The 22,761-nt window shown below is 66.0% G+C and carries 22 protein-coding genes; 14 read left to right on the top strand and 8 right to left on the bottom strand.

The window, feature by feature from the left end; translation table 11 throughout:
- Window positions 1-56 precede the first annotated feature (56 nt).
- The 11 genes from hyi to V9K84_RS13665 all read left to right on the top strand — a co-directional run bounded on the left by hyi (window position 57) and on the right by V9K84_RS13665 (window position 14,161).
- Window positions 57-839 (top strand): hydroxypyruvate isomerase, encoded by a 783-nt coding sequence (hyi, locus tag V9K84_RS13615; protein ID WP_054915603.1) that lies wholly within the window; start codon window positions 57-59, stop codon window positions 837-839.
- 119 nt (window positions 840-958) lie between these two features.
- Complete coding sequence (locus V9K84_RS13620) at window positions 959-1,852, top strand: 2-hydroxy-3-oxopropionate reductase (RefSeq protein ID WP_054915604.1); 894 nt, start codon at window positions 959-961, stop codon at window positions 1,850-1,852.
- A gap of 183 nt (window positions 1,853-2,035) precedes the next feature.
- A complete protein-coding gene (locus tag V9K84_RS13625) occupies window positions 2,036-3,316 on the top strand; it encodes a glycerate kinase (RefSeq protein WP_054915605.1) in 1,281 nt (426 codons plus the stop codon).
- On the top strand, window positions 3,306-4,721 hold the full coding sequence (pyk, locus tag V9K84_RS13630) for a pyruvate kinase (RefSeq protein ID WP_043859892.1): 1,416 nt from the start codon (window positions 3,306-3,308) through the stop codon (window positions 4,719-4,721). The genes V9K84_RS13625 and pyk overlap by 11 nt, the downstream gene beginning before the upstream one ends.
- A gap of 148 nt (window positions 4,722-4,869) precedes the next feature.
- Window positions 4,870-5,748: an urea transporter gene (locus tag V9K84_RS13635; protein ID WP_058542041.1), complete on the top strand. Its 879-nt coding sequence runs from the start codon at window positions 4,870-4,872 to the stop codon at window positions 5,746-5,748.
- A gap of 31 nt (window positions 5,749-5,779) precedes the next feature.
- Window positions 5,780-6,604, top strand: coding sequence for an ion transporter (locus tag V9K84_RS13640; RefSeq protein WP_088515615.1), 825 nt, complete (start codon window positions 5,780-5,782; stop codon window positions 6,602-6,604).
- 92 nt (window positions 6,605-6,696) lie between these two features.
- Window positions 6,697-7,698 (top strand): sulfate ABC transporter substrate-binding protein, encoded by a 1,002-nt coding sequence (locus V9K84_RS13645; protein WP_043859889.1) that lies wholly within the window; start codon window positions 6,697-6,699, stop codon window positions 7,696-7,698.
- 238 nt (window positions 7,699-7,936) lie between these two features.
- Complete coding sequence (locus V9K84_RS13650) at window positions 7,937-9,976, top strand: mechanosensitive ion channel domain-containing protein (RefSeq protein ID WP_043859888.1); 2,040 nt, start codon at window positions 7,937-7,939, stop codon at window positions 9,974-9,976.
- 54 nt (window positions 9,977-10,030) lie between these two features.
- Window positions 10,031-10,417, top strand: a complete 387-nt coding sequence (locus V9K84_RS13655) for a DUF2946 domain-containing protein (protein ID WP_043859887.1) — start codon at window positions 10,031-10,033, stop codon at window positions 10,415-10,417.
- 90 nt (window positions 10,418-10,507) lie between these two features.
- Window positions 10,508-12,661: a TonB-dependent receptor gene (locus V9K84_RS13660; protein ID WP_078480261.1), complete on the top strand. Its 2,154-nt coding sequence runs from the start codon at window positions 10,508-10,510 to the stop codon at window positions 12,659-12,661.
- Window positions 12,662-12,709: 48 nt separating this feature from the next.
- A complete protein-coding gene (locus tag V9K84_RS13665; protein WP_088515614.1) occupies window positions 12,710-14,161 on the top strand; it encodes a PepSY domain-containing protein in 1,452 nt (483 codons plus the stop codon).
- Between the two features lie 82 nt (window positions 14,162-14,243).
- Here the strand turns inward: V9K84_RS13665 and V9K84_RS13670 are convergent, their stop codons facing one another.
- Together V9K84_RS13670 and V9K84_RS13675 are read right to left on the bottom strand one after the other, a co-directional pair.
- On the bottom strand, window positions 14,244-15,164 hold the full coding sequence (locus tag V9K84_RS13670; RefSeq protein ID WP_088515613.1) for a class I SAM-dependent methyltransferase: 921 nt from the start codon (window positions 15,162-15,164) through the stop codon (window positions 14,244-14,246).
- An 81-nt stretch (window positions 15,165-15,245) separates the two neighbouring features.
- On the bottom strand, window positions 15,246-16,151 hold the full coding sequence (locus tag V9K84_RS13675; RefSeq protein ID WP_088515612.1) for a DMT family transporter: 906 nt from the start codon (window positions 16,149-16,151) through the stop codon (window positions 15,246-15,248).
- A gap of 131 nt (window positions 16,152-16,282) precedes the next feature.
- On the opposite strand from V9K84_RS13675, the gene V9K84_RS13680 reads away from it, so the two are divergent.
- From V9K84_RS13680 to V9K84_RS13690, 3 genes are all read left to right on the top strand, one after another.
- Complete coding sequence (locus tag V9K84_RS13680) at window positions 16,283-16,720, top strand: Lrp/AsnC family transcriptional regulator (RefSeq protein WP_043861856.1); 438 nt, start codon at window positions 16,283-16,285, stop codon at window positions 16,718-16,720.
- A gap of 98 nt (window positions 16,721-16,818) precedes the next feature.
- Window positions 16,819-17,715, top strand: coding sequence for a hypothetical protein (locus V9K84_RS13685; protein ID WP_143516676.1), 897 nt, complete (start codon window positions 16,819-16,821; stop codon window positions 17,713-17,715).
- Window positions 17,715-18,392 carry a hypothetical protein gene (locus tag V9K84_RS13690; protein ID WP_088515611.1) on the top strand — a complete coding sequence of 226 codons (678 nt, stop codon included), beginning with the start codon at window positions 17,715-17,717 and terminating at the stop codon, window positions 18,390-18,392. Before V9K84_RS13685 ends, V9K84_RS13690 begins: the two co-directional genes overlap by 1 nt.
- Before the next feature lie 3 nt (window positions 18,393-18,395).
- Here the strand turns inward: V9K84_RS13690 and V9K84_RS13695 are convergent, their stop codons facing one another.
- The 6 genes from V9K84_RS13695 to V9K84_RS13720 form a co-directional block, all read right to left on the bottom strand.
- Entirely contained in the window at window positions 18,396-19,058 is a 663-nt protein-coding gene (locus V9K84_RS13695; RefSeq protein WP_058542044.1) for a hypothetical protein, read from the bottom strand.
- A gap of 320 nt (window positions 19,059-19,378) precedes the next feature.
- The gene (locus tag V9K84_RS13700; protein WP_043861851.1) at window positions 19,379-19,717 is read right to left on the bottom strand and encodes an FKBP-type peptidyl-prolyl cis-trans isomerase; all 339 of its coding nucleotides are present in this window, start codon (window positions 19,715-19,717) and stop codon (window positions 19,379-19,381) included.
- A 91-nt stretch (window positions 19,718-19,808) separates the two neighbouring features.
- Complete coding sequence (locus V9K84_RS13705; RefSeq protein ID WP_088515610.1) at window positions 19,809-20,741, bottom strand: DMT family transporter; 933 nt, start codon at window positions 20,739-20,741, stop codon at window positions 19,809-19,811.
- A gap of 107 nt (window positions 20,742-20,848) precedes the next feature.
- Window positions 20,849-21,262, bottom strand: coding sequence for a GFA family protein (locus V9K84_RS13710; protein ID WP_043861848.1), 414 nt, complete (start codon window positions 21,260-21,262; stop codon window positions 20,849-20,851).
- A gap of 91 nt (window positions 21,263-21,353) precedes the next feature.
- Window positions 21,354-22,292, bottom strand: coding sequence for a 2-hydroxyacid dehydrogenase (locus V9K84_RS13715; protein ID WP_088515609.1), 939 nt, complete (start codon window positions 22,290-22,292; stop codon window positions 21,354-21,356).
- 49 nt (window positions 22,293-22,341) lie between these two features.
- Window positions 22,342-22,752 (bottom strand): hypothetical protein, encoded by a 411-nt coding sequence (locus tag V9K84_RS13720; RefSeq protein ID WP_043861846.1) that lies wholly within the window; start codon window positions 22,750-22,752, stop codon window positions 22,342-22,344.
- Between the last annotated feature and the right edge of the window lie 9 nt (window positions 22,753-22,761).

The raw sequence follows: 22,761 nt of genomic DNA on the forward strand, positions 1-22,761 counted from the left end.
GTTGTAGCGGCCCTGCTGCCCCCGCGCACAGGGCCCACTTTTGCAAGGAGACAACCATGCCTCGTTTCGCCGCCAACCTGTCCATGCTGTTCACCGAGCAGGACTTTCTCGCCCGTTTCAAGGCTGCTGCCGACGCCGGCTTCAGCGGGGTCGAGTACCTCTTCCCGTACGATTTCAGCTCGGCTGAAATCAAGCAGCACCTGGACAGCAACGGCCTGACCCAGGTGCTGTTCAACCTGCCGGCCGGCGACTGGGCCAAGGGTGATCGCGGCATCGCCTGCGACCCGTCCCGTGTCGAGGAATTCCGTGCCGGCGTGGACCTGGCCATTGCCTACGCCCAGGTACTGGGCAACACCCAGGTCAACTGCCTGGCCGGTATTCGCCCACAAGGCCCGGACTGCGCCACGGTGCGCAAGACCTTCGTCGACAACCTGAAGTTCGCCGCCGACAAGCTGCAGGCAGCAGGCATCAAGCTGGTGATGGAGATGATCAACACCCGCGACATCCCGGGCTTCTACCTGAACACCACCAAGCAGGCGCTGGAGATCCAGGCCGAAGTGGGCAGCACCAACCTGTTCCTGCAGTACGACATCTACCACATGCAGATCATGGAAGGTGACCTGGCCCGCACGATGGAAGGCAACCTGGCCAAGATCAACCACATCCAGCTGGCCGACAACCCGGGCCGCAACGAGCCGGGCACCGGCGAGATCAACTACCGCTTCCTGTTCGAGCACCTGGACCGTATCGGCTACCAGGGCTGGGTAGGCTGCGAATACAAGCCGCTGACCACCACCGAAGCGGGCCTTGGCTGGCTCAAGACCCACAACGCGATCTGAACCCCACATAACCCCTGTAGGAGCCAGCCTTGCTGGCGAAGGGGCCTGACCGAACACCTCATGGCCCCATTCGCCGGCAAGGCCGGCTCCTACATGTACAAAAACAAGAGGTAATTGTAATGGCTAAAATCGGATTCATCGGCACCGGCATCATGGGCCTTCCAATGGCTCAGAACCTGCAGAAGGCAGGTCACAGCCTGTTCCTTTCCTCGCACCACGGCGCCGCGCCGAGCGACCTGATCGCCGCCGGCGGCGTGGCCCTGGCCAACCCCAAGGAAGTGGCCCAGGAAGCCGAATTCATCATCGTCATGGTGCCGGACACCCCCCAGGTCGAAGCCGTGCTGTTCGGTGAAAACGGCGTGGCCCAGGGCATTGGCCCGAACAAGGTGGTGATCGACATGAGCTCGATCTCCCCTACCGCCACCAAAGCCTTCGCCGAGAAGATCAAGGCCACCGGCGCCACCTACCTCGACGCCCCGGTGTCCGGTGGTGAAGTCGGCGCCAAGGCCGCGACCCTGAGCATCATGGTCGGCGGTTGCCCCAAAGCCTTCGAACGTGCCCAGCCGCTGTTCCAGGCCATGGGCAAGAACATCACCCACGTGGGTGGCAGTGGTGACGGCCAGACCGCCAAGGTCGCCAACCAGATCATCGTGGCCCTGAACATCCAGGCCGTTGCCGAAGCCCTGCTGTTCGCCGCCAAGAACGGCGCCGACCCGGCCAAGGTGCGCGAAGCACTGATGGGCGGCTTTGCCTCCTCGAAAATCCTCGAAGTGCACGGCGAGCGCATGATCAAGGGCACCTTCGACCCGGGCTTTCGCATCAGCCTGCACCAGAAGGACCTGAACCTGGCCCTGCAGGGTGCCAAGGAGCTGAACATCAACCTGCCCAACACCGCCAATGCCCAACAGGTGTTCAGCACCTGCGCGGCCATCGGTGGCGCCAACTGGGACCACTCGGCGCTGGTCAAGGGACTTGAGCACATGGCCAACTTCTCGATCCGCGGCGACAAGTAAGCGTCAAGCGGCAGGTTTCACGCGGCAAGACCGGCAGACCGCGCATCGGTCCGCTGCCTCTTGCAGCTTGTAGCCTGAAGCTTGCCGCCCTAAAGAGCACCACCCGCCCTTGGGCCCGTCTGCACGGAGGCAGGCCCAGGGGCGTTTTCAATTCTGCAAAACAATAAGATTTGGGAGCCTGCCATGTCGGTCGATCCGCAACACTTTCTGCGCGAGCTGTTCGCCACGGCCATCGATGCCGCGCATCCACGCCAGGTGCTCGAAGCCCACCTGCCCAGCGACCGCAGCGGCCGCGTCATCGTCATCGGCGCCGGCAAGGCAGCCGCCGCCATGGCCGAAGTGGTCGAGCGCAGCTGGCAGGGCGAGGTCTCGGGCCTGGTCGTGACCCGCTACGGCCACGGCGCCAGCTGCAGCAAGATCGAAGTGGTCGAAGCCGCCCACCCGGTACCGGACGCCGCCGGCCTGGCCGTGGCCAAGCGTGTGCTGGCGATGGTCAGCGACCTCAGCGCCGACGACAGGGTGATCTTCCTGCTCTCCGGCGGAGGTTCCGCCCTGCTGGCCCTGCCCGCCGAAGGCCTGACCCTGGCCGACAAGCAGCAGGTCAACAAGGCCCTGCTCAAATCCGGCGCCACCATCGGCGAGATGAACTGCGTGCGCAAGCACCTCTCGGCGATCAAGGGCGGCCGCCTGGCCAAGGCCTGCTGGCCGGCCACGGTGTACACCTACGCGATTTCCGACGTACCCGGCGACCTCGCCACCGTGATCGCCTCCGGCCCCACCGTGGCCGACCCAAGCACCTCGGCCGAAGCGCTGGCGATCCTCAAGCGCTACAACATCCAGGCCCCGGCCGCCGTCACCGCGTGGCTGAACAACCCGGCCTCCGAAACCGTCAAGGCCGATGACCCGGCCCTGGCCCGCAGCCACTTCCAGCTGATCGCACGCCCCCAGCAGTCGCTGGAGGCCGCTGCAGTAAAGGCGCGCCAGGCCGGCTTCAGCCCGCTGATCCTGGGTGACCTGGAAGGTGAGTCGCGTGAAGTGGCCAAGGTGCATGCCGGCATCGCGCGCCAGATCGTGCAGCACGGCCAGCCACTGGCGGCGCCCTGCGTGATCCTATCGGGCGGCGAAACCACCGTCACCGTGCGCGGCAATGGCCGCGGCGGGCGCAACGCCGAGTTCCTGCTCAGCCTCACCGAAAGCCTCAAGGGGTTGCCCGGCGTGTACGCACTGGCCGGTGACACCGACGGCATCGACGGCTCCGAAGACAACGCCGGGGCCTTCATGACCCCCGACAGCTATGCGCGTGCCCAGGCCCTGGGCCTGTCGGCGGCGGACGAGCTGGACAACAACAATGGCTACGGTTATTTCGCCGCGCTCGACGCCTTGATCGTTACCGAGCCCACGCGCACCAACGTCAACGATTTTCGCGCCATCCTGATTCTCGAGACCGCACAACATGACGCCTGACAAGAAAGTCAAAATCCTCGCCACCCTCGGCCCCGCGACCAAAGGCATCGACGACATCCGTCAGCTGGTCGAAGCCGGGGTGAACATCTTTCGCCTGAACTTCAGCCACGGCGAGCACGCCGACCACGCCATGCGTTTCGAATGGATCCGCGAAGTGGAGCGCCAGCTCAACTACCCGCTGGGCATCCTCATGGACCTGCAGGGCCCCAAGCTGCGTGTCGGGCGTTTTGCCGAAGGCAAGGTGCAACTGCAACGCGGCCAGGCCCTGCGCCTGGACCTGGATGCCACACCGGGCGATGCACAGCGGGTCAACCTGCCCCACCCGGAGATCATCGCCGCGCTGGAGCCGGGCATGGACCTGCTGCTCGATGACGGCAAACTGCGCCTGCGCGTGACCGCCAAGCACGCCGACGCCATCGACACCGAGGTGCTCAACGGCGGCGAACTGTCCGACCGCAAGGGCGTGAACGTGCCCCAGGCGCTGCTCGAGCTCAGCCCGCTGACCGAAAAGGACCGTCGCGACCTGACCTTCGGCCTGGAGCTGGGCGTGGACTGGGTGGCCCTGTCGTTCGTGCAGCGCCCTGAAGACATCATCGAGGCGCGCCAGCTGATCGGCGACCGGGCCTACCTGATGGCCAAGATCGAGAAGCCCTCGGCGGTCACGCAACTGCGCGAGATTGCCCAGTTGAGCGACGCGATCATGGTTGCCCGTGGCGACCTGGGCGTGGAAGTGCCGGCCGAAAGCGTGCCGCAGATCCAGCAGCGCATCATCACCACCTGCCGCCAGCTGGGCCGCCCGGTGGTGGTGGCCACGCAGATGCTCGAGTCGATGCGCTTCAGCCCGGCCCCGACCCGCGCCGAGGTCACCGACGTGGCCAACGCCGTGGCCGAGGGCGCCGATGCGGTGATGCTGTCGGCCGAGACCGCCTCGGGCGACTACCCGCTCGAAGCGGTGCAGATGATGAGCAAGATCATCCGCCAGGTCGAAAGCGGCCCGGACTACCAGGCCCAGCTGGACGTGGGCCGGCCACAGGCCGAGGCCACGGTGTCGGATGCGATCAGCTGCGCGATCCGTCGCATCAGCGGCATCCTGCCGGTGGCGGTGCTGGTGAACTACAGCGAGTCGGGCAACTCGACCCTGCGCGCAGCGCGTGAACGGCCGCGTGCACCGATCCTCAACCTGACCCCCAACCTCAACACCGCACGGCGCCTGAGTGTGGCCTGGGGCGTGCATTCGGTGGTCAACGATCGGTTGCGCCAGGTGGACGAAGTGGTGTCCACGGCACTGGAGATTGCCCAGGCCCAGGGCATGGCCAGCCGTGGCGACATCCTGTTGATCACTGCCGGTGTGCCTTTTGGCAAGCCGGGGTCGACCAATACGCTGCGGATCGAAACCCTGCTCTGACCGCTTCGCCGGCAACGCCGGCTCCTACACACGGCACAGACCCTGTAGGAGCCGGCCTTGCCGGCGAAGAGGCCCGCACTGACACACCACACCGTGGGACAACAAAGCCCGAAGAGGCGCCCCACTCCACCCACCCTGACCCACTGCCATGTACACCAAGAACTTCGTCAACCCGTGCCCCGACTGGGCCACCGCCTTGCTCAACGGTTTCAGTCAGGTGCTGCTGCAGCGCAACCCGCTGTGCGGCCTGCTGTGCCTGCTGGCCATTCTGATTACCGCCCCCGAACTCATCGGCGGTGCGCTGCTGGGCGCCCTTGCCGGGCTGCTCACCGCGCAGCGCCGCGGCTACAACCGCGCCGACCGCCAGGCCGGCCTGTACAGCTACAACGGCGTACTGCTGGGCCTGCTGCTCAGCCACGCACTGCCCTGGTCGGCCCTGCTGCCCCCGCTGATCATCGCCGCCGCGGGCCTGAGCAGCATGCTGGTGCACCAGTGGCTCAAGCGCAAAAGCCCTCGCCTGCTGCCCGCCTACACCGCGCCCTTCGTGCTGATCGGCTGGGCGGTACTGGCGCTGGCCGAGCCTTCCAGCGCCGGCTACGCCCCGGTCGCGGCCAACCCGCTGTTCGCCCTGGGCCGCGGCCTGGGCCAGATCTTCCTGCTCGACCAGCCGCTGGCCGGCCTGCTGATTGCCCTGGGCCTGCTGATCGCCAACCGCTACGCCGCCGCCTGGGCGCTACTGGGCGCCGCCCTGGGCGGCAGCGTGGCGCTGCTCGGTGGCGAGGCCGGCGCCGGCTACTACGGCCTGTACGGCTTCAATGCGGCGCTGGCCGCGCTGGCCTTCAGCCAGACCCGCGCACAACCCTGGCGGCCGTTGCTGGCCATCGTTCTGGCCATCGTGCTGCAACCGCTGCTGGGCCTGTTGCCGGTGCCGGGCCTGACCGCGCCGTTCATCCTCGCCTGCTGGCTGCTGCAACTGGGCACCGCTGCCCGACGTCGCCCGCTTGCACAGCTGCGGGCCAGCCCCTAGGCTCTGCTCCATCTTGTAATGGAAAGCGCCCATGAGCACCCCTTCGAGCTGGCGCGAGCGGCTCTACGTCATCGTCTTTCAAGCCGACACCGTGGCCGGCCGGCGCTTCGACAGCATTCTGCTGCTGATCATCCTGGCCAGCCTGATCACCGTCATCCTCGACAGCATCGACGAGGTCCACCAGGGCTACGCCGGGCTGCTGGCCTGGATCGAGTGGGGCTTTACCGCCATCTTCCTGGCCGAATACCTCACCCGCCTGTACTGCTCGCCCAAGCCGCTGCGCTATGCCTTCAGCTTCTACGGGCTGGTGGACCTGCTGGCGATCGTGCCGGGCATCATCGCCATCTACTACAGTGACGCGCAGTACCTGCTGATCATCCGCGTGATCCGCATGCTGCGCATCTTCCGCGTGCTCAAGCTCGGCCCGTACCTCAAGCAGGCCAACTACCTGATGTCGGCGCTGCGCGGCAGCAAGCAGAAGATCATCGTGTTCCTGGTCAGCGTGTCGACCCTGGTCACGGTGTTCGGCACCCTGATGTACGTGGTCGAAGGCCCGGAGCACGGCTTCACCAGCATCCCCAAGGGCATCTACTGGGCCATCGTGACCCTGACCACCGTGGGCTTTGGCGACATCGTGCCCAAGACCCCGCTGGGCCAGGTGATTTCCTCGCTGGTGATGATCACCGGCTACTCGATCATCGCCGTGCCCACCGGCATCTTCACTGCCGAGCTGGCCAACGCCATGCGCGGCGAACAGCGGCAGCACGCCTGCCCCACCTGCCACAAGGGCAGCCACGAGCAGAGCGCCGCGTTCTGTTCACGCTGCGGCAATGCGCTGTTCAAGAAAATGGAATAACCACAGCACTTTTTAATCTTTAAGCGACTAAGGCCGAGCCGCTATAGTCGCTGGCATAATGCCTTTCTCCCAACTCGAACAAGGAATGCGCAGTGAAAAAACTCTTTGGTGCCTCGCTTCTGGCCGCAGGCCTGGCCCTGGGCAACCTCGCCCAGGCCGCCCCGACCACCCTGCTCAACGTCTCCTACGACGTGATGCGCGACTTCTACAAGGACTACAACGCCGCGTTCCAGAAGCACTGGGAAGCCGAGCACAAAGAGAAGATCAACGTGCAGATGTCCTTCGGCGGTTCGAGCAAGCAGGCGCGCTCGGTGATCGACGGCCTGCCGGCCGACGTCATCACCATGAACATGGCCACCGACATCAATGCCCTGGCCGACAACGGCAAGCTGGTGCCGGACAACTGGGTCACCCGCCTGCCCAACAACAGCGCGCCCTTCACCTCCGCCACCGTGTTCATCGTGCGCAAGGGCAACCCCAAGGCCCTGAAGGACTGGCCCGACCTGCTCAAGGACGGCGTACAGGTGATCGTGCCCAACCCCAAGACCTCGGGCAACGGCCGCTACACCTACCTGTCGGCATGGGGCTATGTGCTCAAGAACGGCGGTGACGAGAACAAGGCCAAGGACTTCGTCGGCAAGCTGTTCAAGCAGGCACCGGTGCTCGATACCGGTGGCCGTGCCGCGACCACCACCTTCATGACCAACCAGATCGGCGACGTGCTGGTGACCTTCGAGAACGAAGCCGAGATGATCGCGCGCGAATTCGGTCGCGACCAGTTCGAGGTGATCTACCCGAGCGTGTCGGCCGAAGCAGAGCCGCCGGTGAGCGTGGTCGACAAGGTGGTGGACAAGAAGAAAAGCCGTGCCACCGCCGAGGAGTACCTCAAGTACCTGTGGTCGCCTGAAGCCCAGGAAATTGCCGCCAACAACTACCTGCGCCCACGCGACGCGACCGTGCTGGCCAAGTACACCGACCGCTTCCCCAAAGTCGACTTCCTGTCGGTGGAAAAGACCTTCGGTGACTGGCGCACCGTGCAGAAGACCCACTTCAACGACGGCGGGATCTTCGACCAGATCTACACCGGGCAATAAGGCCGGGTGACGAATCCGGGGCCTGTGACGGGCCCCGGATTTTTTGTGGCCGGCGTTCGGGCCTGTCGCGGGTCAAGCCCGCTGCCACAAGGTGATGTGCCGATTTCAAGGGCGATGTCGCACCTGTGGGAGCGGGCTTGACCCGCGATGAATTCACCTCGGTTTCGAACTTGCCCGGCAAATACCGATCAGTTCCTTGGACTACCCTTTCCGTCATTCACGGCTCAAGGAGTGCCCAGTGACCCGATTGCTCACCCTGCTGCTCGGTTGCCTGCTCAGCACGCAACTGCTCGCCGCCAGCCTCATCCCCGGCACCGACAGCGCCGAAACCGCCGAAAAAGCCCCGGAACCCGTGGTTCAGGGCGGCCTGCTCGGCGCCCTGGCCAACAGCCTCGACAGCGTCACCCAGGAAATCGACGTCGACGGTCACCTGGTCGACGCCTGGCGCCTGCGCGCCAATCGCGCCAGCAAGGAGGCCAACCAACTGGTCGACCGCCACGCCGAAGACTCCTTCGACCTGCTGGTGGACTTTGCCCTGCTCAGCCTCACCTGGCTGGTGGTGTTCGGCGTGCTCACCAGCCTGGGCCGCGTGCTGTCCCACCACATCAATCGCAGGCGCCCGCTGCGCGAACGTCCGCGGTTGCAGAAACTGCTCGGCTACCTGCTGCCCTACACCCTGCCGGCCCTGGCCAGCCTGCCCGCCACCCTCTACGCCAGCACGCGCCTGCTCGACCCCTCGATCGGCCGCGCGCTGGGCCTGAGCCTGGCCTACGCCACCAGCAGCGGCCTGTTCTCGACGTCGATCATCCTGTGCCTGATCACCGTGTTCGACACCGGCCACAAGCGCACCGCCGTGCGCATCATCCGCAAGATCGCGCCACGCCCGTTGTTCATGATCGGCTTTCTCGCCGCCTGGGCCGACGCCCTGACCAGCCCGCAGATCACCCGCCAGATCGGTGGCAACCTCACCAGCAGCATCGCGGTGATCACCGGCCTGCTGGCCACCTTCGCCTTCGCCGCGCTGGTAATCCGCCTGCGCCGCCCGGTGGCCCACCTGATCCGCAACCGCGACCTGCACGACCGCCTGCAGCACCGCGCCCTGCAGGAAACCCTGCGGATCTTCTCGTGGCTGTGGTACCTGCCGATCCTGATGATGATCCTGGTATCGGCGATCAACCTGATCGGCGCCGGCGAAGAAAGCCAGAAGGCCCTGCAAAAGGCCCTGCTGACCACGGTGCTGCTGGTGGGCACGGTGTTCCTGAGCACGGTGCTGCAGCACCTGTTCAAGTCCCGCGAGGTCGACCCCGGCCAGCGCCTGCGCCCCTACAAGGAACTGGTGCGCAACCTCGCCCACGCGCTGCTGCGCATCGGCATGGCCATCGCCTTCATCGAGCTGCTGGGGCGCATCTGGGGCTTTTCGGTGCTCGAATTCGCCGTGCGCAACAGCCTGGGCCGGGCAATCAGCGATTCGCTGAGCAGCATCGGGTTGATCTTGCTGGTCACCTGGCTGCTGTGGGTGGTGATCGACACCGCCATCCAGGAAGCCCTCAAGCCCAGCGCCGGCCGGCGCGCTTCGCGCCAGCCCAGCACACGGGTGCGCACCATCCTGCCGATGCTGCGCAACGCGGTGAAGATCGTGCTGGTGGTGATCTGCACCATCACCACCATGGCCAACCTGGGCATCAACGTGGCGCCGCTGCTGGCCGGTGCCGGGGTGGTCGGCCTGGCCATCGGTTTCGGTTCGCAGCAGCTGGTACAGGACGTGATCACCGGCCTGTTCATCCTGATCGAGGACACCATCGCCATCGGCGACTGGGTGGTGCTCGACTCCGGCCACGCCGGCACCGTCGAGAGCCTGACCATCCGCACCCTGCGCCTGCGTGACGGCAAGGGCTTCGTGCACTCGGTACCGTTCGGCCAGATCAAGGCCGTCACCAACCAGTCGCGCCAGTTCGCCTATGCGTTCTTCTCGGTGCAGTTCAGCTACCAGACCGATGTCGACAGCGCCCTGCACCTGATCCGCGAGGTGGGCCAGTCGATCAGCGAGGACCCGGTGCTGCGCCACAGCCTGCAAGGGCCGCTGCAGGTGTTCGGGGTGGACGCCATGAACCTCAACGGCATCACCCTCACCGCCCAGTTCCGCACCACCTCGGGCGGGCAGTACGCGGTGAACCGGGCGTTCAACGAGCGCCTGAAAAAGCGCGTGGACCAGACCGACGACGTGAGCTTCGCGCAGTATTACCCGCAGCCGGCCCACGTACGCGACGAAACGGTGTAGACACTGCGGCGTTCAACCTTCCCGGCATGGGAAGGTGGTGCTAAAGTCGCCGCCATGAAATTTACCCGTGCCGACCGCTCGCTGATTGCCTGGACGCTGTACTTCAGCGTCCTGTTCAATCTGTTCGCCTGCGGTATCGGCCACGGGCAGATGATGGGCCTGCAGCTCAACGGCATCGGCGGAGCCTTCTGCTCGGCCATGGGCACCCCGGGCCCGACCCTCAAGACCGATTACAGCGATGCCTCCATCGCCGGCTGGGACAGCCTGCAAACCTGCCCGGTGTGTGCCGCGGCCGTGGTGTGCCTGGCCCTGAGCCTGGTGATCGGCTGGCTGCTGGCGTTCACCCGCACGCGCCGCTACCACCGCGAACTGCGCAGCAAGGCACCACCTCGCTACTGCTGGCCCTCGGCCAACCCGCGCGCCTCCCCCCTGCTGGCCTGATCCAACCCGGCAGCCTTGCCGCTGCCCGTACCGGCACACGCCTGCGCCACTGCGCGGGGGTGCCGTTGGCTCACCTGCAGAGTTCGCTCAATGACCCCTTTCCCACGTTTGCAGGGCTGCACTGCCCTGCTCTGCGCCCTGTCGCTCAACGCCGTTGCCGACGAGGCACTCGTGCTGCCCGATGTACTGGTCAGCGACCGGCCGATCCCGGTGGACGGCGTGTTGCTCGACACCCCCTCGCAAACCGGTTCGCGCCTGGGCCTCACGCCCCGCGAAACCCCGGCCTCGATCAGCATCGTCAACCGCCAGCAGATCGAACAGCGCGGCGCCAGGACCACCCAGGACATGCTCGCCGGCGTACCCGGCCTCAATGCCGCCTCCCCGCCCGGCTCGGCCGGCTCGGTGTCGTACCGGGGCTTTTCCGGGGCGCAGATCACCCAGCTGTTCAATGGCATCAGCGTGCAGTACGACTCGATCGCCGCACGCCCGGTCGACAGCTGGATCTATGACCGCGTCGAAGCGGTCGGCGGCCCGTCCAGCTTCCTGTTCGGCGCCGGCGCCGTAGGCGGCTCGATCAACTACATCACCAAGCTGGCCAACCGCGACGAAGACTTCAATGAAGGCCGCGTCAGCTATGGCAGCTACGACAGCAGCGAGACCTCGTTCGGCTTCAACCACGCACTCAACGACACCAACCATGCGCGCCTGGATTTCAGCCATACCCGCAGCAATGGCTACGTCGACCGCGAGGAGCGCGATGCCTGGAGCGTGGCGTTCTCGCTGCTGACCGACATCAACGACCAGCTGTCCCACACCCTGGCACTCGAATACCAGAACGAGAGCGTCGACAGCCCCTACTGGGGCAGCCCGGTGCTCAACCCGCTGGGCGGCCAGATGAAGGTCGACAAGAGCCGGCGCTTCGAGAACTACAACGTCGAGGACGGGCGCTACGAGCAGCGCGTGCGCTGGCTGCGCTCGATCACCGAGTACCGTTTCGACGACGCCACCTCGTTGCGCAATACGCTTTACCACTACAACGCCGAGCGCAACTTCCGCAATCTCGAGACCTACACCTACAACGCCGACAACAGCCGCGTGCAACGCTCCGGCAGCCTGCTGCAACGGCACGACCAGGAGCTCAACGGCAACCGCGTGGAACTGCTGCATGACGGCCAGCTGTTCGGCCTGCGCAGCCAGTGGTCGACGGGCCTGGACTACAGCCACAACGTGCAGATGACCTACCCGCGCTCGGGCACCGCTGCCGGCAGCGTCGACCCCGACCACTTCGACCCGGGACACTTCTACGACCTGCCGGGCATGTTCCCCGGCTACGAGAAGAACCGTCAGAACACGGTCGACACCTGGGCCGGCTTTCTGGAGAACCGCCTGACCCTGACCGATCGCCTGACCCTGCTGACGGGCCTGCGCCACGACAGCATCGACCTGCAGGTACGCAACTACCGCGCCGTCAACGAGGCCAACCCGGCGCAGTTCAAACGCCGCTACCAGCCCACCACCGGGCGTGTGGGCCTGGTGTTCGAGCTGACCCCGTCGGCCAACGTGTATGTGCAGTACAGCACCGCCGCCGACCCGCCCGCCGGCATGCTCACCACCGCCAGCTTCGGCCAGGTGCGCGACTTCGACCTGAGCACCGGCAAGCAGCTGGAGGTGGGCAGCAAGTTCGACTTTCTGGACGGACGCGGTTCGGCCACCGTGGCCGCCTACCGCATCGAGCGCGACAACCTGGCCACCGCCGACCCGGCCAACCCCGGCTTCACCCAGCCGGTGGGCAAGCAGTCGTCACGCGGTATCGAGGTGGCGGCGGCGCTGCGCGTCACCCCGCAACTGCTGGCCGAAGGCAACTTCGCCTATGTCGATGCGCAGTACGACGCGTTCAACGAAAACGTCGGCGGCCAGTCGTTCTCGCGCAAGGGCAACACCCCCACCAACACCCCGGACCGGGTGGCCAACCTGTGGCTGACCTACGACCTGGACCCGCAGTGGCAGGTGGGCGGCGACAGCCGCTATGTGTCGTCGGTGTACGCCGATGCGGCCAACACCCGCTACGCGCCGTCGTACACCCTGTTCGGGGCCTTCGTCGGCTACAAGGTGGATGCCGACACGCGCATCACCGCGCGGGTGCGCAACCTGACCGACGAGGTGTACGCACGCTGGACCTCGTCGAGCATGCTCTACCTGGGTGCACCGCGCACCTTCGAACTGGCGGTGCAGACCCGCTTCTGACTGGGCCGGGCCGGGGCGTTCGCGCCCTGGCCCTGATGGAGCGTCGCAATGAAGCGTTATCTGTATCTGTGGCATCGCTGGCTGGGGATCGTGACCTGCGTGTTCATGGCGCTATGGTTCGTCTCGGGCATGGTGATGCTGTACGTGGGCTACCCCAAGCTGACCCCGCGCGAGCACCTGGCGCACCTGCCGGCGCTGTCGGCGCAGGGCTGTTGCGTCTCGCTGGGCGAGGCGCTGGCGGTGACCGATCCGCAACCTGCACGCATACGCCTGAGCAGCGTGGCCGGGCAGGCGCTTTACCTGTTCGACTATGCCAGCGGCGAGGCCGTGGCGGTGGACGCACGCAGCGGCCAGCGCATCGCCCCCACCAACCACGAACGGGCGCTGGCCAGTGCCGGGCAATACGACCTGCATGCGCCGCTGACCTATCGCGACGCGGTGCAGGAAGACCTGTGGAGCCATTCGCGCGCACTGGATGCGCACCGGCCGCTGCATCGCGTGCAGTTGAGCGATACGGACGGCACCTTGCTGTACATCAGCGGCCAGACCGGCGAAGTGGTGCGCGATGCCAGCGCCGGCGAGCGCGGCTGGAACCTGATCGGCGCCTGGCTGCACTGGCTGTATCCATTGCGCGGCATCGGCGTGGACGGGCTGTGGAGCAACCTGGTGATCTACCTGTCGCTGGCAGCCAGCGTGATGGCGCTGCTGGGCGCGGTGGTGGGGGTGATGCGCTGGCGTTTCAGCCGGCCCTACCGCAGCGGTTCGCGTTCGCCGTACAAGGGCTGGGCACGCTGGCACCATGTGGGCGGGTTGCTGTTCGGTGCCCTGGCCATCACCTGGATTTTCAGTGGGCTGATGTCGATGAACCCGTGGCGGCTGTTCAGCAGTGCGCAGCCGCTGGATACCTCGGCGTATCAGGGCGGGCCGCTGAATGCGGCGGCGTTCCCGCTGTCGGTGCCCCAGGCACTGGCGCGCTTTGCCGACCAGGGCTTCACCGCCCGCGAGCTGGAGTGGCGGCTGATCGGTGGCGCGGGGTATGTGGTGGGCCAGGACGGCGCGGGACGCACGCGGGTACTGTCGATGCACGACGGCCAGGTGCTGCAGCGTCTGCCACGGGCGGTGCTGGAGCAGGCGGCGCGGGCGATCGGGCCGGCGATGCAGGTGCAGCAGTTGGAGGCCTACGACTTCTACTACTACGCGCGGGCCGAGCAGAGCATGCTCGGGCATCTTGAAAAGCGTCTGCCGGTGCTGCGGGTGCGCTTCGACGACCCGGCGCAGACCTGGCTGCATCTGGACCTGTACACCGGTGAAGTACTGGGGCAGCTGGACCAGCCACGGCGCGCGTCACGCTGGCTGTTCGCGTTGCTGCACAGCTGGGACTGGCTACCGCTGCTGACGCGGCGGCCGTTGTGGGATGGGTGGATGATCGTGCTCAGCCTGGGTGGGCTGGTGCTGAGCGTGAGTGGTGTGGTGATGGGGTGGCGGCGTTTGTGCCGCTAGCCTCATTCGCCGGCAAGGCCGGCTCCTACAGACGACGCAAACCCTGTAGGAGCCGGCCTTGCCGGCGAACAATCCACCCCGGTCACCCCTGGCGAAACACCAGCGCCTTCAGCCCGCCCACCGGATCACTGTCCGCAAACTCCGGTGGGTTGGCCAGACGCTCCACGAACACCAGCCCCGGCGCCTCGGCTGCCATCCCCTCGATCAGAAAGTCAGGCCCGATGGCCGGGTCGTTCACGCACGCCAGCACCGTGCCGCCTTCACTCAACAGCTCCGGCAGGCGGCGCAGGATCTTGCTGTAGTCCTGGGTCAGCACAAAGCTGCCCTTCTGGAACGTCGGCGGGTCGATGATGATCAGGTCATACGGCCCGCTCTTGCGCACCTTGCCCCATGACTTGAACAGCTCATGCCCCAGAAACCCCACCCGGCCCAGGTCATGCCCGTTGAGCCGATGGTTGTCGCGCCCGCGGCTCAGGGCCGAGCGCGCCATATCGAGGTTGATCACCTGCTCGGCCCCCCCGGCAATCGCTGCCACCGAAAACCCGCAGGTGTAGGCGAACAGGTTGAGCACCCGCTTGCCCGCCGCCTGCTCCCGCACCCAGCGCCGGCCATAGCGCATGTCCAGGAACAGCCCGGTGTTCTGCTTCAGGCCCAAGTCCAGCTGATAGCGCAGGCCATCCTCGTCGATCACGCGGTGCTCGCTCGGCTCGCCCAGCAACCACTGGCCGGGGCTGTCGGGCAGGTAGCGGTGCTGAATCAGGATCGCCTGCCCGGGCCAGCCAGGGCTGGCGGCCAGGGTGCGCAGCATCTGCTCCAGCGTGGCCAGCTGCCCTTCGGGCGGTTCGCGAAACAGCGAGACCAGCAGCACGCCCTGCAGCCAGTCCACGGTGATCTGTTCGAGCCCCGGCCAGCAGCGCCCGCGCCCATGGAACAGGCGCCGGGTTTCGGCAGGCGCAGGGTTCAGGGCACCGAGCAGGTGGGCGTGAAGGGTGGCAATCGGCATGGCAGGATTCACTGGGACAAAAGGGGCTATTTTAGCGGCAAGCTTCACGCAGCAAGCGACAAGTTTGCGCCGGGCGCCTGTTTACTTGTCGCTTGTGGCGTGCAGCTTGCCGCTCGCCCTCCACCACCAGCCCTGCTGCATGCCGGCAGCCGCCAGCAGAATCGCCGCCGCCCCCAGCCATTGCAGCGCGCTCAAGCGATGGCCAAAGGCAAACCAGTCGACGAAGATCGCCGCAATCGGGTAGATGAACGACAGCGCCCCGGTCAACGCGGTCGGCAGTTTCTGGATGGCGCCATACAGCAGCACGTACATCAGGCCGGTGTGCACGATACCGAGCGTCACCAGGCTGGCCAGCGCCCCCGCAGTGCCCGGCAGGCCGCCGGTATTGGCAAAGGGCGCCAGCAACAGGATGCCGGTGCTCACCTGGATCAGCGCGATCAGGTGCGGCGGCGTGCCACTCAGGCGCTTGATGATCAGCGCGGCCACCGCGTACAGAAACGCCGCGCCCAGCGCCAGCGCGATGCCCAGCAGGTAATCCTCGCCACTGCCCTGCCCGCTGCCGTGGGCACTCACAATGGCCAGCATCCCGGCAAACGACACCCCCAGCCAGAACAGCTTGGGCACACTGAGCTTTTCACCCAGAAACACCGCCGCCAGCCCCACCAGCATGAACGGCTGCACGTTGTACACCGCCGTACCGATGGCAATCGAGGCCCGTGAATAGGAGCCGAACAGCAGCACCCAGTTGCCCACGATGGCCACCCCGCTGAGTACTGCCAGGGCAAAGCTGGCACGTGTGAGGATGCCCGGCCGCAGAAAACCCAGCACGGCGCACACCAGCAACAGCGTGCCGGCGCCGAACACGCAGCGCCAGAACACCACGTCCAGCACCGGTTGCCCCGACACCAGCACGAACCAGCCGATGGTGCCGGATATCAGCATCGCGGCGACCATTTCCAACGACCCACGGCGTATTGAATTGTCCATCTCTCACCTCCCAGACGATGGACAGATTATGCGAGCGAGAAGCCAGGGCGCTCCATAGCAAAAACAAGGCTAGACTCAAGCCTTGCCTTTTTTATCAAGGCAATTTCATTGATCTGCCTGACGAGGACTGCATGACTGATGATATCGACCAGCTGTTGATCAAGGCGCTGATGGAAGACTCGCGGCGTTCGCTCAAGGCGCTGGCGCACCTGAGCGGGCTGTCGGCGCCCAGCGTCAGCGAGCGCCTGCGTCGCCTGGAAGAACGCGGCGTGCTCAAGGGCTACACGGTCGACATCGACCCGCGCAGCTTCGGATACCAGTTGCAGGCCATCGTGCGCATTCGTCCGTTGCCGGGGCAGTTGCAGGAGGTGGAGCGCCAGATCATCGCCATCCCCGAGTTCACCGAGTGCGACAAGGTCACGGGTGACGACTGCTTCATCGCGCGCCTGCATGTACGCTCGATGGAGCAGCTCGACACCTTGCTCGACAAGCTCAACAGCCACGCCGAAACCAACACCGCCATCGTCAAGAAAAGCCCGGTGAAGCGACGGCTGCCGCCGATGGCATAAGCGCCATACTGGCGGGCGGCGCGGGATTCGCAGAGCAACGGCACGTTCCACACATATGCTAGCCTTGCGCCCCTCTCCCGCAAGGACGCACCGTCACCATGTTCGCTTTCCCAAGGCCCCTCTGCATGCTGGGCCTGGCGCTGGCCTTCACCAGCGCCCACGCCACCGACCCGATCAACCTGTACCAGGGCACCCTCGGCGAGCGCAAGGTCGAGGTCGCCCTGCAATACACCTCGCAGTACGAGTACGTGCAAGGCTACCTGCTGGACACCGAGCACCACACCAGCCAGCCACTGGAAGTGACGCCCTACAGCAAGGACGTGCCACTGCTGATCAACATCATGGACAACCCGCGCATGCCCGCCGCAGCACTGCGGGTGCGCCCCTTCGTGTTCACGCACGATCGCGACTTCAGTGGCGAATGGATCGACCTGCGCACCCGGGAACGCGTGCCCTTCAGCCTCACGCGCCAGACTCGCTTCAGCGACGAGCAGCGCTCCAGCTGGCAAGGCGAGCTGCTGCAACAGCCGCAGAACCGCGGCAAGAGCTTCTATGTGCACGCCAGCAAGGCCGAGGGCGAATACACCGGCAAGGTCGATCGCATCACTATCATCGACCTCGCCAGCGGCAGCACACTGCAGGTGCTGGACAACCTGGCGCTGGCGTTCAACGGCACCCGCACCCTGACCTTCGCCGACTACAACGGTGACGGCATCATCGACTTCAGGGCCTCGCCCATCGGCCAGCGCGCCACCGGCGGCGCCAACCAGGAGCCGGACCAGTTCTACCTGTACCAGCCCACCAGCAATACCTACCAACGCCACACCGAACTCGAAGCGCTGGGCGACAAGGGCGCGCTCAAGTTCCCCGCCCCCGGCTGGGTAGCCCAGCGCCAGGGCAGCAACTACGACACCGGGACCAGCGACTGGCAGTACTACCACTTCGTCGACCCCAAGCAACTGGTGTGGCAGCGCCACAGCGTGGAGCCTTTCTGATGCCGTTTCGTACCCTGTTCGCCTGCCTGCTGCTGTGCCTGAGCGCCAATGCCCTGGCCTACCATTCCGTGTACCAGGGTAAACTCGGCGGGTTGCCGGTGACGCTGGTGATCGAGCGCACCAACGACTACGTGACCGGTATCTACTACTACGAGCGCTACCACACGCCGATCCGGCTCAAGCCCACGCGCAACACCGACACCTACAACTTCGCCATGGACGAACTGGACAGCGGCGGCCTGCCCACCGCGCGGCTGCATTTCCAGAAAGCCGATTTCAGCAGCCGTGCCCAGCCGCTGCAAGGCACCTGGACCGCCTACGCCAGCGGCAAGCAGCTGCCCTTCACGCTCAAGCTGGTGGCCGACATCGGCCTGCAGACACCCTCGCCTGGTGCCGTACTGCCCCAGGCCGCGTCCACCGAACGCTTCTACTTCCAGTTGCCGATGGACATGGACTATGCCGCCCTCGAAACCATCCAGGTAATGGACAAGGCCACCGGCAAGCTGCAGCAGACGCTGGAGGTGAAGGTGCCGGGCTGTCGCAGCAAGGGTATCGACACCGTCCAGGTACGCCTGCAGGGTGGCGCCACCCAGGTGCTCATCCCCTCCAGCCCGTACTGCCTGGGCAAGACGTTCGAGTGGCGCGAGGCCAGCTCACGCTTCGAGGTGGTGAACTAGCCCTCAGCTCGGGCAGGCGAGGTCGCCGTTGTCCAGCCCCTGCTTGTAGTTGCGGCTGAGCAGGCTGGCCTTGCCGTCGTGCCAGGTCAGGGTCAGCACATACAGCGAGTCGAAATCCTCGCCGTCCCAGTCGTCGGTGATGGTGCGTTTTTCGCCCAGCGCCTTGCCGGCCACGGTGTTGATCAGCTCGGGCAGGTAGCCGTGTGACCACGCGGTGTAGACCGTGGCGTTGCGGTACTTGTCCTGCAGCAGCTCGTCGGCCAGGTCGCCGGTGTCGTTGGCGCCGAAGTCGATGTTCACCGGCAGGCCGAGCTTGATCGCGCTCGGGCTGATGGTCATCAGCGGACGGATATAGCTGTAGGCATTGTCGTTGCTGCCCTCCTCCACTTCGCGGCTGGGGTTGGCGGCAAACACGTAGTCGGCGGGGCCGAATTTTTCCGGGAGCAGAGTGGCCAGGTCCAGGGCGCGGTTGAGGCCCTGGCAGTTCAGTTGCCCGAGGCCTTCGCCGGGCTTTTCTGCATGGCGCAGGAAGACCAGGGTCTGGGTGCCGTCCACCGGCTGGGCTCGGCTTTCGAGCGCTTCGAAGGTCAGCAGGGTGGCGCCGACGACCAGCGGAACGGAAAACAGCGCAGGGCGATAACGCCGAAAAAAGGAGGGCAACTTCATGGCACGGGCTCTTTGCGACAAATAGGGTTGAGGCTGACCCGCCTGTGCCACCCCGCAGCCGAGGCTGCGGGGTGATCCCTGTCTGTCGTTCCATCCGTGGAAACGGGCGTGCTTGAGAGTGTCGCAAACCCGTTTGGTTCATCCGTGCCGGCTCTGCCTTGAGCCAGCGCCAGTCTGGCGCAGGGATGTTTCGCGATGATGACGCTCAGATCAGCTTGCGCCGGATCGCTTCTTCAACCGAACAGGTGCTCGAAGATGGCAGCGGGTCTTCGGCGTGGATGCCCAGCCGGTTGGCGGCCTGGCGCGAGGGGCTCTGGGGGTCAATCGTCGCGGGTGAGGACCTCGAGCAACTCGATCTCGAAGGTGAGGGTCGAATTCGGCGGGATGCTGCCTACGCTACGCGCGTCGTAACCCAGGTGCGCCGGCACGATCAGCTTGCGCTTGCCGCCCACCTGCATGCCCATCAGGCCCTGGTCCCAGCCCTTGATCACGCGGCCGGTGCCGATCACGCACTGGAACGGCTTGCCGCGTTGGTGGGAGGAATCGAATACGCTGCCATCGTCCAGCCAGCCGGTGTACTGGGTGGTGATCAGCGCCCCCTTGACGGCCGCCTTGCCGTCGCCCAACTGGAGGTCGATGATTTGAAGTTCGTTGCTCATGGGTGATCTCTGACGGCTATGGGACGTTTTCTGCCGATGCGTTTTCGCAGCAATGGCCGTGTTTTGCAAGGCTGTGGGGAGCGAACGCGGATCATGAGGTGGCGCCGGCTGTCACCGGCTCGTGCTGGCGCATCGACCAGCACACCCCGCCCACCACCAGCACGATCGCCGCGCCCTCCAGCAGGTTCGGCCCGCTCTGGCGCCAGATGAACGCATACAGCAAGGCAAACAGGGTCTCGAACACGATCAACTGCCCGCTCAGGGTCAGCGGCATGCGCTTGGCTGCCGCATTCCACAACACCCCCGCCAGCCACGAGCCAAACAGCGCGCAACCCAGGCTGAACGCCCAGAACAGCTGCCAGCGCTCAGCAGTGGCCTGCACCTGCAACTGCTGCGGCTGCCACACCCACAGCAGCGCCACCAGCACCAGGCTGAACACGCCGGTCACCACCCCGGTGAGCACCGACCACTGATGGCTGTCCAGGTGCCGGCACTGCTTGAGATAGCGGCTGTTGTAGGTGGCGTACCAGGTCCAGCAGGCCAGCGCGGCCAGCGCATAGAGCAGCCCGGCGAGCTTGTCCTGCACCGCCCCCGGCGCCACCGCGAAGGTCTGCAGGTTGATGCACAGCATGCCCGCCAGGATCAGCGCCAATGGCCCGGCCAGGCGCGACAGGGCCACCGCGCCGCTGTCATTGCGCCCGTACAGGGTGATGGTCAGCGGCAGCACACCAACGATCAGCGATGCCGGCGCCACGCCCAGGCGCTGGATCGCCGCCACCAGGCACATGAAGTACAGCAGGTTGCCGATCAGCGCCAGGCGCGCCAGCATCCACACGTCTGCCCGTTCGAGCTGACGCAGCGCCTTGCGCATTGGCAGCAGCAGCGCGAGCGATACCGCCCCCAGCAGGACGAACCGCGCACAGGCCAGCAGCACCGGGCTGAACTCCGGCAGCAGTTGCGGCACCATCAGCACCATGCCCCACATCGCACCGGCCACGCCGGCATACGCCACACCCCGTTTCACTTGCCTGCTCCTCGTTTTTCAGAGCACGCAGGCTAGCCAAATGCAGGCGTCCAGGCAAAAGATCATTCGGCATGCAGGCATTCGCGCAGGGAATAGGTTGCTGGCGCTCAACTGAACTGCGCTTGCACCTCGGCGCCGGTGAGGGTCCGGGTCTGGTTGGCGAAGCAGTAGTAGCCCGGCTTCTGATCGATGTAGATCTGCAGTTCCAGCGCCCAGTCACTCTCGCCATCGAGCACGCCCACCGGCACGGCGTCGAAGCCGCCGGCCTTGAGGCGATAGAACAGGTGGGTGCCGCAGGTGCCGCAGAAGCCGCGCTGGGCCCACTCGGAGGAATCGTAGATGCGCGGGGTGTCGCCGCTGAGCCTGAGGGTCTGGGTGCTGTGCACCACCATCAACGGGCCACCGGACCATTTGCGGCACATGCTGCAATGGCAGGCGCTGACACTGGCGTTGTCGAGGCTGACGCTGAGGTGAATGGCGCCGCACAGGCAGCTGCCGTGTTTTTCCTGGGGTTGGGACATGGTGCAGGGTCCTTGCGGTGAGCGGTAGGGCTGAAGTCTAGCAGCAGTCGGCCCCGGCCCTTTCGCCGGCAAGGCCGGCTCCTACGACGGATTACGCCGTCACCGGGGTCAACACCGGTTCCCCGGCAAAGAACGCCTGCAGGTTGCGCAGCACCAGCGCCACCGTATCGCGCGCCGCTTCCGGCGACTGTCCGGCCACATGCGGGGTCAGCACCACGTTGTCCAGCGCCTTGAGTGCCTGCGGCACTTCAGGCTCGGCATCGAACACATCGAGCCCGGCCCCGGCAATACGCCCTTCGCGCAACGCCGCCACCATCGCATCGGTGTCCACCACGCTGGCCCGCGCAATGTTCACCAGAAAACCCTGCGGCCCCAGTGCGTCCAGCACCGCCGCGTCGACCAGGTGGCGCGTACCGGCCCCGCCCGGGGTGGCAACGATCAGAAAGTCCACCGCCCCCGCCAGCGCCAGCGGGCTTTCGCACCAGGTGTAGGGCACGTCGGTGCGTGGCCGGCGGTTGTGGTAGCTGACCTGCATGTCGAAGCCCAGCGCCGCACGCCGGGCAATCGCCAACCCCGTCGCGCCAAGGCCCAGTACCCCGAGGCGCTTGCCGCTCAGCGACGGGCTGATCACACGGTTCCACTGCCCCTGGCGGGTGGTGGCATCGGCACGGGGAATATCGCGCACGATGGCGAACAGCAGCGCCAGGGCATGGTCGGCCACCGCCGTGGCGTTGGCACCGGCGCCATTGGTCACGGTGATGCCACGCGCAGCAGCCGCTGCCAGATCCACTTCCTCGTACCCGGCGCCGATGACGCAGATGATTTTCAGATGGGGCAAGGCGGCGATTTCGTCGGCCCGCAAGCCCAGCGGCCCGCGGGTCAGTACCGCATCGATTGCGCCGCCGTGGCGGGCGATGGCCTCGGCACGCAGGGCCGGGGTCTGTGCACGAATCAGCTCGAAGCCGGCCTGTTCGAGCAAGGGCAGGTAGTCATCCACCGTTTCTACCAGCACCAGTACCTTGTGTGTCATGCCCTGCCCCCTGGCCATTCGCAAAAAGGGGCATTATGCCGGCTTGGGCTTACTGGGCGAAAGCCCGTCCCAGGCCGCCCGGCACGCCGCTGCTGTCGGTGTCCTGCCAGGGGCCGTCAGGGCTGGTGGCCCAGCTCCAGCCATTGCTGAAACGGTAGTAGGTGCGTTGGCGGTAGAAGGTGTTGGTCTTGCCTTCGAGCACGTACACCCCGAGTTTAGGGTCCCAGTGGCTGGCGCCACCCGGCGGCGGCGCGAAGCTTGCCGAGGTGCGTGGCATCGGCTTGGGCGTCGGCAGCGTGGCCGGGGTACCTGGCTTGGGCCCCGGCACCGGTTTGATCACCGGCCCGGTCGGCGGCAGGGTTTCGATCGGCGGCACGGTGGGCTCGCTGGGCCGATGCACCGTACACGCACTCAAGCCCACGGCCAGAGCGATCAGGGTGAGGCGTGCGATGCTGTTCATAGTGAGCTC

It is taken from the genome of Pseudomonas sp. AE27 (assembly GCF_037113495.1).
In the GTDB taxonomy this organism is placed as follows: domain Bacteria; phylum Pseudomonadota; class Gammaproteobacteria; order Pseudomonadales; family Pseudomonadaceae; genus Aquipseudomonas; species Aquipseudomonas palmensis.

Excerpts from the sequence above, each read along its gene's own strand:
- hyi (WP_054915603.1), top strand. The coding sequence starts at position 57 with ATGCCTCGTTTCGCCGCCAACCTGTCCATGCTGTTCACCGAGCAGGAC.
- V9K84_RS13620 (WP_054915604.1), top strand. The coding sequence starts at position 959 with ATGGCTAAAATCGGATTCATCGGCACCGGCATCATGGGCCTTCCAATG.
- V9K84_RS13625 (WP_054915605.1), top strand. The coding sequence starts at position 2,036 with ATGTCGGTCGATCCGCAACACTTTCTGCGCGAGCTGTTCGCCACGGCC.
- pyk (WP_043859892.1), top strand. The coding sequence starts at position 3,306 with ATGACGCCTGACAAGAAAGTCAAAATCCTCGCCACCCTCGGCCCCGCG.
- V9K84_RS13635 (WP_058542041.1), top strand. The coding sequence starts at position 4,870 with ATGTACACCAAGAACTTCGTCAACCCGTGCCCCGACTGGGCCACCGCC.
- V9K84_RS13640 (WP_088515615.1), top strand. The coding sequence starts at position 5,780 with ATGAGCACCCCTTCGAGCTGGCGCGAGCGGCTCTACGTCATCGTCTTT.
- V9K84_RS13655 (WP_043859887.1), top strand. The coding sequence starts at position 10,031 with ATGAAATTTACCCGTGCCGACCGCTCGCTGATTGCCTGGACGCTGTAC.
- V9K84_RS13660 (WP_078480261.1), top strand. The coding sequence starts at position 10,508 with ATGACCCCTTTCCCACGTTTGCAGGGCTGCACTGCCCTGCTCTGCGCC.
- V9K84_RS13665 (WP_088515614.1), top strand. The coding sequence starts at position 12,710 with ATGAAGCGTTATCTGTATCTGTGGCATCGCTGGCTGGGGATCGTGACC.
- V9K84_RS13670 (WP_088515613.1), bottom strand. The coding sequence starts at position 15,164 with ATGCCGATTGCCACCCTTCACGCCCACCTGCTCGGTGCCCTGAACCCT.
- V9K84_RS13675 (WP_088515612.1), bottom strand. The coding sequence starts at position 16,151 with ATGGACAATTCAATACGCCGTGGGTCGTTGGAAATGGTCGCCGCGATG.
- V9K84_RS13680 (WP_043861856.1), top strand. The coding sequence starts at position 16,283 with ATGACTGATGATATCGACCAGCTGTTGATCAAGGCGCTGATGGAAGAC.
- V9K84_RS13685 (WP_143516676.1), top strand. The coding sequence starts at position 16,819 with ATGTTCGCTTTCCCAAGGCCCCTCTGCATGCTGGGCCTGGCGCTGGCC.
- V9K84_RS13690 (WP_088515611.1), top strand. The coding sequence starts at position 17,715 with ATGCCGTTTCGTACCCTGTTCGCCTGCCTGCTGCTGTGCCTGAGCGCC.
- V9K84_RS13695 (WP_058542044.1), bottom strand. The coding sequence starts at position 19,058 with ATGAAGTTGCCCTCCTTTTTTCGGCGTTATCGCCCTGCGCTGTTTTCC.
- V9K84_RS13700 (WP_043861851.1), bottom strand. The coding sequence starts at position 19,717 with ATGAGCAACGAACTTCAAATCATCGACCTCCAGTTGGGCGACGGCAAG.
- V9K84_RS13710 (WP_043861848.1), bottom strand. The coding sequence starts at position 21,262 with ATGTCCCAACCCCAGGAAAAACACGGCAGCTGCCTGTGCGGCGCCATT.
- V9K84_RS13715 (WP_088515609.1), bottom strand. The coding sequence starts at position 22,292 with ATGACACACAAGGTACTGGTGCTGGTAGAAACGGTGGATGACTACCTG.
- V9K84_RS13720 (WP_043861846.1), bottom strand. The coding sequence starts at position 22,752 with ATGAACAGCATCGCACGCCTCACCCTGATCGCTCTGGCCGTGGGCTTG.